This is a genomic window from Streptomyces sp. NPDC019937, from assembly GCF_040631655.1.
Lineage (GTDB): Bacteria > Actinomycetota > Actinomycetes > Streptomycetales > Streptomycetaceae > Streptomyces.
Window position 1 is genome coordinate 1 of sequence record NZ_JBEYAL010000019.1, and the last position, 14357, is coordinate 14357.

Sequence of the window (14357 nt, forward strand, 5' to 3'; positions counted from 1 at the left end):
GCAACCCGCGTGAGGAGAGCGCGGCGGCGCTGCGTGCGACGAGCGCGGGGCCGCGAGGTGCCGCCCGCCGCGGCAGCGGCTGATGTCACAGCGGCATCGGGAGCCCGGCCTGATCCACACGACACCCCCTGGAAGCCTGCCGCGCGACCACGATCACCTCTCGCAGTTCCGGCCGGCCTCGCCAAGGTGTCCAGCGGGGCCGGTCGCGCGCTCGGGTGCGAGGCGGTTCGAGTGCCACACGTGCGGCTACGTACGCGCGAGCGCGGTGATCACCCGGTCCGCCGGGTGCGCGAGAGACAGGGCACGGCCGGCGAGGCGGCCGGGGACCTCCGGGTGCCCGTCGTTGATCCGTATCAGAGAGGTGTGGGGCCGGCTGTGGGTGACACGCTCGGCGGGCCGGCGGATGACGCCGGGGGTGTTGAATCCGGCGCCGATCTCCAGCACCAGCAGGTGCGCGGCGGCGGGCAGGGAGCGGAGCCAGCGCGTGAGGCGGTGTCCGGCGGGCATGAGCTGGTCGTCGATGAACTCCGGGCCGACGCGGACGTGGGGGAAGACCTCGCCGCCGCAGTTCGGGCGGGCGGGCGGGGTCGTGGGGTCGGTGATCGTGCCGCGCTCAGCATCCAGGGCGACCAGCAGCCGTTCGATGACCGGCTTGATGGGCCAGGTCCGGCGGGTGCAGGGGCGGATGCACTGGTAGCGGCCGTAGTCACCCTGCGGAGCGAAGATCCGCTCGGGGTTCGTGTTCGCCTTGCCGTCGTCGAAGGAGCCGCCGCATGCCGCTGTGAGCAGACGGAGGGCTGCGGCCAGAGCGGTGGTGACCGGCCGGTTCATCGGCATACGGGCTCCCTGCGTGCGAAAGGAATTCATCGGGCGATAAGGTGTCTTTCAGGTAGTCGGGCCGAAAGTGGCCTCGAGTTCCCAGGAATTCGTCGGATGCGGAATGCGGCGGCGATCAGGAGCTTCGCCAGACGACACCGCGCTGCTCGTACTCCATGACGGACTCGACGCCGAGGGCGACGGATGCTCCGCACTCGCGGGTGATCATCCACAGCGCCAGATCGATTCCACTGGTGACACCACCCGCGGTCACCAGGTTCCCGTCGTCGACGACTCGAGCGTCGATCACCTTGCCTCCCCGGGCGGCCAGTTCGGCCTTGGCCAGGTGATGCGTCGTGCACGGACGGCCCGCGGTCAAGCCTGCCGCGGACAGCAGCATGACCCCGGTGCAGATACCGGCGACGGTGACTCCGGCCTGCTGCGCCCGTACGAGGTTCCGCAGGACATCTGGATCGCGCATCAGCTGGTCGCCGCCGCCCGGCACGATCAGGAGATCGGCGTCGGTGGGCTCCCACGCGGTCGGCACCGTGATTCTCGTGCCGAAGAAGCCTGTCACCTCGCCAGGAGCCGATGGCCGCACCAGAGTCGTCTCCACCTGGCCGCCCGCCCGCGCGGCGTGGCCGAGAACGTCACGCGGCCCGATGGCGTCCTGCTCCTCGACCCCGTCGTACATGAGGATCCGAACACGTAGAGGCATCGGCTTCGTCTCCTTGACTGGTGAAGCGTCCGTGGACGCTGCGGGCGCCGCGAAGGTCCCGACCGAACCGAGACCGGCCATCGCGACTGACATCTCTCGCCCGTCACGTCCGGCCCTCATCGCTCTTCGGGAGCAGCGCTGCTCGTCCTATGAGTCGGTCGCGCCGGTCGCTCAGTTCCCGCCCGTCCCGGACTCGCCCCCGCCGCCCCGCCACGAGCGCGACGCCGCGCGGTGGTCGGTGATCGCGCTCACCGCCGCACAACCGGTGTGCCGCAGGCGGGAATCGAGTCGCTTCCGCCGCAAACTACCCTTCCCGTACACCTTGTTGACGTCCGAAAGCGGAGTGTTAGGGTCCGGTGTGGGCGAAGATCAACTTCCGCGCCCCGGCAGTGGCGGCCGGCCGTCGCTGTCGTTCCCCCCTCCCCCACTCACGGATGGATGGCGCCTTCATGTCTCTGCCGCTCGACCCGCCCCCCGCCGACCAGAACGGCCCACAGCCGCAGCTGAGCCTGGCCACGGCTGCCGCGCGGAATCTGGCGAGTACGACCAAGACTCCTCCGCAGATGCAGGGCCTCTCCTCGCGGTGGCTGCTGCGCCTGCTGCCGTGGGTGCAGGTCTCCGGGGGTACGTACCGGGTGAACCGCCGGCTCACCCACACGCTCGGCGACGGCCGGGTGGAGTTCGTCGCCACCGGCACGGACGTCCGGGTCATCCCGGCCGAGCTGCGTGAGCTGCCGCCGCTGCGGGACTTCACGGACGAGCAGGTCCTGGGCGCGCTGGCGGAGCGGTTCGAGCAGCGGGAGGTGGCCGCCGGCGAGACCATCGTGGAGTCGGGCCGCCCGGCCGACGAGGTCGTCCTCATCGCGCACGGCAAGGGCAACAAGCTGGGCACCGGCAAGTACGGCGACCCGACCGTCCTCGGTGTGCTCGCGGACGGCGACTACGTCGGCGAGGGGCTGCTGACCGGCTCGGCCGGCGAGTGGGAGTTCACGGTGCGCGCGGTGACGGCGTGCACCGTCCTGGGTCTGTCGCGGGCGGCGTTCGAGGAGGTCCAGGGCCGTTCGGAAGGGCTGCGTACCCACCTGGAGGCGGTCCGTTCCGCCGCTCGCCCGCCGCAGAACAAGCAGGGTGAGGCCGCCATCGACCTGGCCTCGGGGCACGAGGGCGAGTGGACCCTGCCGGGCACCTTCGTCGACTACGAGCTCAGCCCCCGCGAGTACGAGCTGAGCGTCGCCCAGACCGTGCTCCGTGTGCACAGCCGCGTCGCCGACCTCTACAACGACCCCATGAACCAGGTGGAGCAGCAGCTCCGTCTCACGGTCGAGGCACTGCGCGAGCGCCAGGAACACGAGCTGGTCAACAACCGCGACTTCGGTCTCCTCCACAACGCCGACCTCAAGCAGCGCATCCGTACGCACAGCGGCCCGCCCACTCCCGACGACCTCGACGAGCTGATCTCGCGGCGGCGCAAGACCCAGTTCCTGCTCGCCCACCCGAAGGCGATCGCGGCCTTCGGCCGGGAGTGCAACAAGCGCGGGCTCTACCCGCAGGGCGGGGAGCTGGAGGGCCACCAGGTGCCGGCCTGGCGCGGCATCCCGATCCTGCCCTGCAACAAGCTCCCGGTCAGCCCCGCCGGCACCAGCTCCATCCTGGCCATGCGCACGGGCGAGGAGGACCAGGGCGTCGTCGGCCTGCACCAGACCGGCATCCCCGACGAGATCGAGCCCGGCCTCAACGCCCGCTTCATGGGCATCGACGAGAAGGCGATCATCTCCTACCTGGTCAGCACCTACTATTCCGCGGCGGTCCTCGTGCCGGACGCGCTCGGCATCCTCGAAGACGTCGAGATCGGCCACTACGAGAGCTAGAGAGTGCCGGGCGGGTCAGGGTGCGCCCCCGAGGGGCGCCGGTCACCGCGCGACCGGCCACGGGACAGGCGCGCCCCGCACCCGCCCCGGCGTGATCCGCCGGACACGGCTTGACCGCACGCTTCGCATTCAGGAAAGGGCCGGGCACCCGTGACACAGCCTTTTGAACTGCCGGACTTCTACATGCCGCACCCCGCGCGCCTGAACCCTCATCTGGAGGAGGCGCGGCAGCACGCGAAGCGGTGGGCCCGTGAGATGGGCATGCTCGAAGGCTCGGGGGTCTGGGAGGAGCGGGACCTCGACGCGCACGACTACGCCCTGCTGTGCGCCTACACCCACCCCGACGCGTCCGGCCCGGCCCTTTCCCTGGTGACCGACTGGTACGTGTGGGTCTTCTTCTTCGACGACCACTTCCTCGAGGAATTCAAGTACTCGAACGACCGGGAGGGCGCCAAGGCGTACCTGGACCGGCTGCCGCTCTTCATGCCGACCGACCCGGCCACGGCCGTCCCCGAGCCGACGAACCCGGTCGAAGCCGGTCTGGCCGACCTGTGGGCCCGTACGGTGCCGAGCATGTCGGCCAACTGGCGGGCGCGGTTCGCGGAGAGCACCGAGAACCTCCTCAACGAGTCGTTGTGGGAGCTGTCGAACATCAACGCCCACCGCATCCCCAACCCCGTCGAGTACATCGAGATGCGCCGCAAGGTCGGCGGCGCCCCCTGGTCGGCGGGGCTCGTCGAGTACGCGATCGGGGCCGAGGTGCCCGCACCGGTCGCCGCGTCACGCCCGTTGCAGGTGCTGCGGGACAGCTTCTCCGACGCCGTGCACCTGCGGAACGACCTCTTCTCGTACCAGCGCGAGGTCGAGGAGGAGGGAGAGAACAGCAACGGCGTGCTGGTCCTGGAGACCTTCCTCGGCTGCGGCACCCAGGAGGCCGCCGACGCCGTCAACGACCTGCTCACCTCCCGCCTCCAGCAGTTCGAGAACACCGTCTTCACCGAGCTCTCTCCGCTCTTCGCCGAGACCGGCCTGGGCCCGGACCAGTGCGCGGCCGTCCTCGCCTACGTCAAGGGGCTGCAGGACTGGCAGTCGGGCGGCCACGAGTGGCACATGCGCTCCAGCCGCTACATGAACGGGAGCGGGGCGGAGGGGGGCCCGGGCCCGTCGGGATTCGGCGGGTTCTCACTGCTGCCGAGCGGCCTGGGCACCTCGGCGGCGCGGATCGGGCTGACGACCACCCGCCGGGCCGAGGCCGGCCGGCTGCGGAGCTTCACCCACGTCCCGCACCAGCGCGTGGGGCCCTCGCGACTGCCCGACTTCTTCATGCCGTTCACCACCCGGCTCAGTCCGCACCTGGACGGCGCCCGGCGGAACGTGATCGAGTGGGGGCACCGCATGGGCATGCTGGAGGCCCAGCCCGGCATCCCCGGCTCGCACATCTGGACCGAGCGCAAGCTCGCCGGTTTCGACTTCCCCCTGTGCGCGGCCGGCATCCACCCCGACGCCACCCCCGGGCAGCTCGACATCACCTCCGGCTGGCTGACCTGGGGCACGTACGGGGACGACTACTTCCCCGTCGTCTTCGGCCGCACCCGGGACCTGGCCGGGGCGAAGGCCGCCAACCAGCGGCTCTCGTCCTTCATGCCGGTGGACGGCTCCGCGCCGCCCGCCCCCGCCAACGCGCTGGAGCGCGGCCTGGCCGATCTGTGGACCCGCACCGCCGGCCCGATGACCCCGCAGGCCCGCCGTACCTTCCGTACGGCCATCGAGGACATGACCTCCAGCTGGCTGTGGGAACTGGCCAACCAGGCCCAGAACCGCATCCCCGACCCCGTCGACTACATCGAGATGCGGCGGATGACCTTCGGCTCCGACCTCACCATGAGCCTGTGCCGGCTGGCCCACGGACAGCAGGTCCCGCCCGAGATCTACCGCAGCGGCCCGTTGCGCTCCCTGGAGAACGCCGCCGCCGACTACGCCTGCCTCCTCAACGACGTCTTCTCCTACCAGAAGGAGATCGAGTACGAGGGAGAGGTGCACAACGGCGTCCTGGTCGTCCAGAACTTCTTCAACTGCGACTACCCGACCGCCCTCGGCATCGTCCACGACCTGATGACCTCCCGGATGCGCCAGTTCCAACATGTCGCGGAGCATGAACTCCCGGTCGTCTACGACGACTTCAAGCTGGGTCCGGACGCCCGCCGCATCCTGGACGGCTATGTGCGCGAGCTGGAGAACTGGCTGTCGGGCATCCTCACCTGGCACCAGGGCTGCCGCCGCTACAGGGAGGAGGACCTGCGCCGCGACCTCCCCGGGCGCCCGCACCGCCGTCTCGACATCCCCACCGGGCTGGGCACCTCGGCCGCCCGCCTCCCCCCGCTCACGCGACGGCGGTGACGCCTCGGCGTGCTCCCCACGCCCTGCGGCGAGCACGCCGGCGTACGCGGTCACGGTGCGGGCGGGGCCGCCCGCACCAGGCCCGTCTGATAGGCGATGACGACCAGCTGGGCGCGGTCGCGAGCGCCCAGCTTCATCATGGCGCGGTGGATGTGGGTGCGCACGGTCAGCGGGCTGAGCGTGAGGATCTCGGCGATCTCGGTGTTGGACCTGCCCTCGGCGGCCAGGCCCATCACCTCGCGCTCGCGGACGGTCAGCTCCGACAGGCGTCGCGGGGCCGCGAGATGGGCGCCGGGGGCGGGGGACATGAGGAAGTTCGTGATGAGTGTGCGGGTCGCCGCGGGAGACAGAAGTGCCTCGCCGGAGGCCACCGTGCGCAGGCCGGCCAGCAGGGTGTCGGCGGTGACGTCCTTGCCGAGGAAGCCGCTGGCACCGGCGCGCAGCGCCTGGGCGACGTAGTCCTCGGTCTCGAACGTCGTGAGGATGAGGACGCGGGTGGCGGCCAGCTCCGGGTCGGCGCAGATCGCCGAGGTGGCGGCGAGACCGTCCGTGCCCGGCATCCGGATGTCCATGAGGACGATGTCGGGGTGGTGGGCGCGGGTCAGTTCCAGCGCCTCCGCGCCGTCCGAGGCCTCGCCGACCACCGTCATGTCCTCGCAGGAGTCGATCAGGATCCGGAAGGTGGCCCGCAGCAAGGTCTGGTCGTCGGCGAGCAGCACCCTGATGGTCATGACGCCTCTCCTCCCGCTGGAACGTCGGCGGCGGCTTCGGGTACCGAGGGCGCGGGCTGGAGCGGCAGCGCGGTGGCGACCTCGAACCCGCCTTCCGCGCGGGGTCCCGCACGGAGTTCTCCGCCGATGGTGTGGGCGCGTTCCCGCATCCCCATGACGCCGAAGCCCCGGCTCGGCACGGCGCCGGCCACACCGGTGGCGCCGGCGGTGTCCGGGCCGTCGTTGCTGACCGTGATCAGCAGGCGTGATCCGGAGTAGGCGAGGCGCACCTGTGCGGAGTCCGCGGCGGCGTGCTTGGTGACGTTGGTGAGCGCCTCCTGCACGATCCGGAACGCGGTCAGGTCCACCCCGGGCGAGAGCGGGCGGGGCTCTCCCGTCGTGGTGACCGTGACGGCGACCCCCGCGGACGCACACGCCGAGACCAGTTCGGGCAGGCGGGCGAGGCCGGGGGACGGCTCCAGCGATGGGGCGGCCGGATCGTCGGATCGGCGCAGCAGTCCCAGCGTGGCCTTCAGCTCGCGCAGCGCGGAGGACGTGGTGCCGGTCAGATCGGTGAGGATGTCCTTCGTCTGCTGCGGACTGGTGAGCGCGAGGTGGGCGGCCGTACCGGCCTGCGCGTTGGCCAGGGCCAGGTGGTGGGCCACGACATCGTGCAACTCGCGGGCGATGCGCATCCGTTCCTCGGTGACGCGCAGCCGGGCCTCCTCCTCCCGGGTGTGCTCGGCGTGTTCGGCGCGGGCCTGCACCGATGCCAGGTAGGCACGCCGCAGCCGGGTCATGCTGCCGGCGGCGAGCGGCAACAGGAGCCAGAAGAAGGGCCCGATCGTCCTGAGCACCAGGGACAGGCCGTCCATGGAGTCGGAGACCACTGACGCGATCATCAGCGCCGCCATGGCGGTGACCCCGAAGACGCGTGTGGTCCTGCGGTCGGTGAGCGTCGCCAGCCAGTAGAGCGCCGCCATGACGGGGCCCAGCAGCAGGGGGGTGAGCAGGTACCCCAGCGCGATCGCGATCGCCGTGCAGACCGCGGTCACGACGACGGCGGTGCGCGGATGGCTGCGGTACCTCAGCAGGGCGAGGCAGGACACGCCCATGAGGACGGTGGCCATCCTGTCCTGGCCGGGCGGGTCGGCGCCGGGCAGGGTGAGATTGCTGCCGAGGGACGCGCACCCCATCAGCGCCAGGACGACCACCACGTCGGCGACGCGGGGGTAGCGGTCGGCGTACTGCTCGAAACGGTCCGTGTAACGCTCAAAGCTGGTGCTCATCGGGCTCTCCGGTCGCTGCTCTGGGACCATCCTGACCGTTCCGCGCCCGCCCCGCCTCCACCGGGGCTGCCCGTGCCGTTCGGCACGGGCAGCCGCGTCGGGTTAACCGGGCGGTCGTATCAGGTGCGGGCCACTTCCCGGGCGGGCGTCCCGGCCGGTTCGAGGTCCGCTTCCGGCCGGCGGCTGAGCGCCTCGCCCTCCACGTCCACGTTGGGCAGCAGCCGGTCCAGCCACTTCGGCAACCACCAGGCCCTTTCGCCGAGCAGGGCGAGCACGGCGGGCACGATGGCCATCCGTACGACGAAGGCATCGAACAGGACGGCGGAGGCGAGTCCGAACCCGATCATCTTGATCATGGAGTCGGTCTCGCCGACGAACCCGGCGAACACCGCGATCATGATCAGCGCGGCGGCCACCACCACGCGGGCGCTGTGCCGGAAGCCGGACGTGATCGCCTGGCCGGGCCGCTCGCCGTGGACGTACGCCTCCCGCATCCGCGAGACCAGGAACACCTCGTAGTCCATGGCCAGGCCGAAGACGATGCCCACCAGGAAGATCGGCATCAGGCTCATGATCGGGCCGGTCTGTTCCACGCCCAGGAGTCCGGCGGCGTGGCCCTGCTGGAAGACCAGGACCACCACGCCGAGGGAGGCCAGCACCGACAGCAGGAATCCGAGGGCGGCCTTCAGCGGGACGAGCAGGGACCGGAAGACCACCAGCAGGAGCACGATCGCGAGTCCCACCACGACGACCAGGTAGGGGATCAGCGCACCCTGCACCTTGTCGGAGATGTCGATGTTCAGCGCGGTGGTGCCGGTGACCTCGAAGGTCGCCCCCGTCTCGGACTCGATCCCGGGCCGCTCGCCCCGGATGGCCGTGACCAGGCCCTTGGTCTTCTCGGCGGTGGGCGCCGTCGACGGCACGACCTGGAAGACGGCCGTGTCACCGGCTTCGTTGAAGCGGGCCGGGGAGACGGACACGACACCCTCGGTGTGCCCGATCTCCTTGGCGACCGTCCCGGCGGCGCCCTTCGGGTCGGCGTCCCCCTTCGCGTCCACGACGACGGTCAGCGGCCCGTTGAAGCCCGGCCCGAAGGCCTTGGCGAGCGCGTCGTAGGCCCGGCGCTCGGTGGTGGAGGCCGACTTGGCCTCGTCCCCGGGCATGCCGAGCCGCAGGTCCGTCATCGGCATCGCGAGGGCCCCGAGGCCCACCACGCCGAGCAGCAGCACGGGCAGCGGATGGCGCAGGACGAACCGTGCCCAGCGGGTGCCGCGGTTGTTCCCGGTGTTCTCCTCGACGCGGCCGCTCCGGCGGGCGCGCCGCCGGAGCACGGCGTTCGGCCAGAAGCCGAGGAACGCCGGGACCAGCGTCAGCGCGATCAGTACGGCGACCACCACCGCGCCCGCCGCGGCCAGCCCCATCTTGGTGAGCATCGGGATGCCGACCACCGTGAGTCCGGCCAGCGCGATGACGACGGTGAGCCCGGCGAACACGACCGCGGAACCGGCCGTGCCGACCGCCCGACCGACCGCCTCCTGCGGCACGCGGCCCTCGGCGCGCTCCTCGCGGTAGCGGGAGACGACGAACAGGGCGTAGTCGATGCCGACGGCGAGGCCCAGCATCATCGCCAAGGTGCCGGTCGTCGTGGACAGGCCCAGCGCCTCGGACAAGGTCAGGATGGTGGCCATGCTCACGCCGACGCCGATGACGGCGGTCAGCAGCGGCAGTCCGGCGGCGGCCAGGGAACCGAAGGTGACCAGCAGCACGACGGCGGCTATCGCGACACCGATCACCTCGGCCGCGCCGCCGGGCCCACCGCCGTCGTCCATCGCGCTTCCGCCGGCCTCGACGGTCAGCCCGGAGTCCTGGGCCGTGTGGATGGCCCGCTCCAGCTGGGCCCTGCTGGCATCGGTGAGGTCGTCGACCGCGACCTTGTAGGTGACGGCCGCGTACGCCGTCGTGCCGTCCTTACTGACGGCCTTCGCCCGGAACGGGTCGACGGCGCTCGCGACCTGCGTACCGTCGGCCAGGTCGGCCACGGCCTTTCCGATGGCCCGCTTGTTCTCGGTGGCGGTGACCTTCTCACCGCTCGGCGCGACGAAGACGACCCGGGCGGTCGCGCCGTCGCCGGTGGCTCCGGGGAAGCGCTGTTCCATCAGGTCGAACGCCTTCTGGGACTCGATGCCCGGCATGGAGAACCCCTCGTCGGTGGCTCCCGAGGACTTGAGGGCGCCCAGCCCGACGGCGGCCAGGACGGCCGCCCAGACCAGGGCGACGTACCAGCGTCGCCGGAAGGCCAGACGGCCCACTTGGTAAAGGAATGTAGCCACGGCAGGAGCTCTCCACATCTGGTGCCGACTGTCCGCCCAGGCTCTCCGGGAGCGGGCCGCCCTGTCGTCGTACGCCTGCCGACAGTTGTCGCTACTGAGAACGCAGTACGACCGGGCCGAGCGGGTCCACCGCTGGTACGACGGATCCGACGGGCACACACGCACTCTCTCCATCACCGCTTCAGAGGGTGATGATGCCCTGCATATTCGCCACGTGATGGCCTAAGTCACCATCTTGACCGGTGACGAACCCCTATGGGACAGTCGGTCATCACAGAAGGCGGCTCACCAGACACCGGGAGTGACGCACATGATCGGCAGACGCGGTTTCAGCAAGGCCCTGGGGCTGGGCGCGGCCACCGTCTCACTGACCGGCCCGCAGGCCGCGTCCGCCGCCACGCGGAGCGCGTCCGCGGCGCCGACCGCCCCCACGGTCATCCCCGGAACGCACACCGCCTTCCCGCGGCTGAAACGGATCAGGGCCGGTCTGCTGAACGTCGGCTACGCCGAACTGGGCCCCGCCCACGGCCCCGCGGTCATCTGCCTGCACGGCTGGCCGTACGACATCCACAGCTACGTCGACGTCGCCCCTCTGCTGGCCGAGGAGGGCTACCGGGTGGTCGTCCCCTATCTGCGCGGCCATGGCACGACCCGCTTCCTCTCCGGGCGGACACCCCGGAATGCCCAGCAGTCGGCCATCGCCCTCGACGTCCTCGCCCTGATGGACGCCCTGGAGATCGAGAGGGCGGTTCTGGCCGGTTTCGACTGGGGCTCACGCACCGCCGGCATCGTCGCCGCGCTCTGGCCCGAACGCTGCAAGGCCCTCGTGTCGGTGGGCGGTTACCTCATCACCAACCTCCGGGCGAACCTGAAGCCGCTGGCGGCCAAAGCCGAACACGCCTGGTGGTACCAGTACTACTTCTCGACCGAGCGAGGCCGGCTCGCCATGGAGGACGCGACCCTGCGCCACGACCTCACCAGGCTCGTATGGGACACCGTCTCCCCGACCTGGGACTTCGACGACGCCACGTTCGAACGCACGGCGGCGGCCTTCGACAACCCGGACTACGCGGACATCGTCATCCACAACTACCGCTGGCGGCTGAGCCTCGCCGACGGTGAGCGCCGCTACGACGAACTGGAGAAGCGGCTCGCCGCGCGACCGGTCATCGAGGTGCCCACCATCACCCTCGACCCCGAACGGGACCCCTTCACCCCTGCGGACGACGGAGCCTCGTACCGGGACAGGTTCACGGGTGAGTACGAGCACCGAACCCTGGCGGGGGTCGGCCACAACCTGCCCCAGGAGGCGCCCACCGCCTTCGCCCAGGCCGTCATCGACGTGGACCACTTCTGACATGGACCACGTTTTCGTATGCGGAAACCCGGCGCTCGACTTCGCCGCAACGCTCCGAGCGCGCCGCTCGGCCTGTTTCGAGATGTTCACGACGCCGGCCCGGCTGAACGCGTGGTACGTGGAGTCCGGCATCGTCGACGCGGTCTCCCCCGGCAAGGAGAGCGACGTCGAGCAGGCGACGACCGTACGGGAAGCCATTTACCAGCTGGCCACCGCCCGCCGGCTCGGGGAGGAGTACGACGGGGCGGCGCTGACCGTGGTGAACTACGCGGCCCGCAAGCCCCCCGCCGTGCCGCAGCTCACGCGGTCGGGGCGATGGACACAGGCCACGCCGGAGGAAGCCCTCTCCACGGTGGCGCGCCACGCCGTCGAGCTGCTGAGCGGGGCGGACGTTCCGCTGCTCAAAGAATGCGGCAACCCGGAATGCACCCGCGTCTACATCGACCGCTCGCGGGGCATGCGGCGGCAGTGGTGCGGCATGGAGTCCTGTGGCAACAAGATCAAGGCGGCCGCGTACCGCGCCCGCAAGAAGACCGGGCCCGCCACGTCCCATTGATCCGCACCGGGCCGCCGTCCCCGGCGACGGCCCGGCCTCGCATGCTCACCCTCATGCGGGAGGGGGTGGACGGCTCGCTACCCCCCACGGGTATATTGGCCATCCGCTGACAGGAAACGTAGGTGGAAGCGATGACCGTGCGGAAGCTCCGGCTGACCCGCCCCCGCAGGGGTGGCGTCCGCTGGGCACGCGCTGCCGTCGTCGCCCTGTTCGCGGCGTTCGCCGTCCTGGTCCACCACCAGGTGGCCGCGGCGATGACCTCGACATCGCCGAGCGCCGCACACGTGATGACCACCATGCCGATGCCCATGCCCTCCGGCGGGCACGACGCCCACGCTCGTGCCGCGTCAGCCACCGCCACGTCGGCGCTCCGGGCCGACCCGGTCATGTACGGGGACGGGAAGACGGCCTGTGGCGGCGCGGGCATGGAGCACTGTTCCGCCTCGGGTGTCGACACGCTGAAGCTCACGGCGCCGACCGCGACGCCGTACGCCGAGCACCACGCCGCCCCGCACGCCGCCGTCTCCGAGCGCGGCGCCTCCGGCACGGCCGAGCGTGCGCCTCCCGACGTCCTCTCCGTCCTTTCTCGTTTGCGCATTTAGGTCGCGCCCCACGGCGTCCCCGCCCGGCGACAGGGCGAGGAGCCGTCTCCGCATGCGACCTGAAACGGCATATCGAGACAAGGACACCACCTCTGTGAACAGCGTCAATCGCCGATCCGTCCTGCTGGCCGGACTGGGAGCGGCCGGCGCCGGTGCGCTCGCCGCCTGCGGCAACAGCTCCGGTTCCGGCAGCACTCCGGGTCTGATCGATCCCTCCGGTTCCGCGGTGACCCGCGTGGAGAAGAAGCGCCCGTCCACCGGCAGGGTGCATCAGCGGAGCCTGACCGCCGCACCCGTCAAGCTCGACCTGGGTGGCGGCATCATGGCGAAGACCTGGGCGTTCGACGGGCGCGCCCCCGGTCGCGAGATCCGCCTCTCGGCCGGGGACACCCTGGCCGCCGAGTTGACCAATCAGCTACCGGGCGGGACCACCACGTCCGTTCACTGGCACGGCCTGGCGCTGCGCAACGACATGGACGGCGTACCCCCGGCCACCCAGCGGGCGGTCCGCGCCGGATCGACCTTCACCTACCGCTTCATCGCCGACACCCCCGGCACGTACTTCTTCCATCCGCACGTCGGCGTCCAGCTCGACCGCGGACTGTACGCCCCGCTGATCGTCGAGGATCCGAGGGAGCCGCTGACCTACGACGACGAGTGGGTCGTCGTCCTCGACGACTGGCTCGACGGCGTCACCGGCACCCCTGATGAGGCATTCGCGGAGCTCAAGCGAGGCATGGGCGGGATGCACCACAGCGGTATGAGCGACATGAGCGGCATGGACGGGATGAGCGCGTCGCCGTCCCCCTCCGACTCCGCCGACGGCGGCATGTCGGCGAAGTTCATGCTCATGGGAGCCGACAGCCGGCTCCTCGGCGGCGACGCGGGCGATGTGAAATACCCCCACCACCTGGTCAACGGCAGGGTCCCGAACGACCCGGACGTCTACACCGGTAAACCGGGCAAGCGAGTGCGGCTACGGATCATCAACGCGGGCGCGGACACCGCGTACCGGGTGGCGCTGGGCGGGCACAAGCTGACCATCACCCACACCGACGGCTACCCCGTCGAGCACCGGCAGGCAGACGCACTGCTCATCGGCATGGGAGAGCGCTACGACGTCCTGGTCACCCTCGAGGACGGCGTCTTCCCGCTGGTCGCGATGGCCGAGGGCAAGAAGGCGAGCGCCATGGCGCTGGTCCGCACCGGCTCGGGCGGGAAGCCGTCCCCGACCGTCCGCCCCGGGGAACTGGACGGCCTGATCCTGAGCGCGTCCCAGCTGCGCGCCGCCGATGATGTGCGGCTGTCCTCGAAGAAGCCCGACCGGGTCCACCGCATCGAGCTGACCGGCGGCATGGACAGGTACGACTGGGCCATCAACGGCAGGAGGTTCGACATGCGCAACCCGGACGCGCACCCTCTGCGCATCGAGGAGGGCCAGCGGGTGCGGCTGGACTTCGTCAACGCCACCGACATGTGGCACCCCATGCATCTCCACGGCCACACCTACCAGCTCGGCAGCACGGGCCCGCGCAAGGACACCACCATCGTGCTGCCCAAGAGGAAGGTGTCCGTCGTCTTCGATGCCGACAACCCCGGCCAATGGATGCTGCACTGCCACAACGCCTACCACGGCGAGTCCGGGATGATGGCACTGGTGGCCTACCAGTCCTGAGCGTCCAAGGCCCGGTTCGCGGCGGTGGGTGAGCCGCTG

General features: G+C 70.9%; 11 protein-coding genes. 6 read left to right on the plus strand and 5 right to left on the minus strand.

Annotation, left to right across the window (positions count from 1 at the left end; all coding sequences use genetic code 11):
* Positions 1-246 precede the first annotated feature (246 nt).
* Both ABZ562_RS20255 and ABZ562_RS20260 read right to left on the minus strand, forming a co-directional pair.
* Positions 247-837 (minus strand): hypothetical protein, encoded by a 591-nt coding sequence (locus ABZ562_RS20255; RefSeq protein ID WP_361481272.1) that lies wholly within the window; start codon positions 835-837, stop codon positions 247-249.
* Between the two features lie 115 nt (positions 838-952).
* On the minus strand, positions 953-1534 hold the full coding sequence (locus tag ABZ562_RS20260) for a DJ-1/PfpI family protein (protein WP_361481275.1): 582 nt from the start codon (positions 1532-1534) through the stop codon (positions 953-955).
* Positions 1535-1983: 449 nt separating this feature from the next.
* Here ABZ562_RS20260 and ABZ562_RS20265 point away from each other — a divergent pair, with 449 nt between their 5' ends.
* Both ABZ562_RS20265 and ABZ562_RS20270 read left to right on the plus strand, forming a co-directional pair.
* Positions 1984-3402 (plus strand): family 2B encapsulin nanocompartment shell protein, encoded by a 1419-nt coding sequence (locus tag ABZ562_RS20265; RefSeq protein ID WP_361481278.1) that lies wholly within the window; start codon positions 1984-1986, stop codon positions 3400-3402.
* 150 nt (positions 3403-3552) lie between these two features.
* Positions 3553-5799, plus strand: a complete 2247-nt coding sequence (locus ABZ562_RS20270; protein ID WP_361481281.1) for a family 2 encapsulin nanocompartment cargo protein terpene cyclase — start codon at positions 3553-3555, stop codon at positions 5797-5799.
* 50 nt (positions 5800-5849) lie between these two features.
* Here the strand turns inward: ABZ562_RS20270 and ABZ562_RS20275 are convergent, their stop codons facing one another.
* The 3 genes from ABZ562_RS20275 to ABZ562_RS20285 form a co-directional block, all read right to left on the minus strand.
* Positions 5850-6530, minus strand: a complete 681-nt coding sequence (locus ABZ562_RS20275; RefSeq protein ID WP_361481284.1) for a response regulator transcription factor — start codon at positions 6528-6530, stop codon at positions 5850-5852.
* Positions 6527-7798, minus strand: a complete 1272-nt coding sequence (locus ABZ562_RS20280; RefSeq protein ID WP_361481287.1) for a sensor histidine kinase — start codon at positions 7796-7798, stop codon at positions 6527-6529. Before ABZ562_RS20280 ends, ABZ562_RS20275 begins: the two co-directional genes overlap by 4 nt.
* 119 nt (positions 7799-7917) lie before the next feature.
* Complete coding sequence (locus ABZ562_RS20285; protein WP_361481290.1) at positions 7918-10128, minus strand: MMPL family transporter; 2211 nt, start codon at positions 10126-10128, stop codon at positions 7918-7920.
* A gap of 310 nt (positions 10129-10438) precedes the next feature.
* Here ABZ562_RS20285 and ABZ562_RS20290 point away from each other — a divergent pair, with 310 nt between their 5' ends.
* From ABZ562_RS20290 to ABZ562_RS20305, 4 genes are all read left to right on the plus strand, one after another.
* Positions 10439-11485, plus strand: coding sequence for an alpha/beta hydrolase (locus ABZ562_RS20290; protein WP_361481293.1), 1047 nt, complete (start codon positions 10439-10441; stop codon positions 11483-11485).
* 1 nt (position 11486) lies between these two features.
* Complete coding sequence (locus ABZ562_RS20295; RefSeq protein ID WP_361481296.1) at positions 11487-12041, plus strand: CGNR zinc finger domain-containing protein; 555 nt, start codon at positions 11487-11489, stop codon at positions 12039-12041.
* A gap of 131 nt (positions 12042-12172) precedes the next feature.
* The gene (locus ABZ562_RS20300; RefSeq protein WP_361481299.1) at positions 12173-12643 is read left to right on the plus strand and encodes a hypothetical protein; all 471 of its coding nucleotides are present in this window, start codon (positions 12173-12175) and stop codon (positions 12641-12643) included.
* Between the two features lie 94 nt (positions 12644-12737).
* Complete coding sequence (locus ABZ562_RS20305; protein WP_361481302.1) at positions 12738-14318, plus strand: multicopper oxidase family protein; 1581 nt, start codon at positions 12738-12740, stop codon at positions 14316-14318.
* Positions 14319-14357 lie beyond the last annotated feature (39 nt).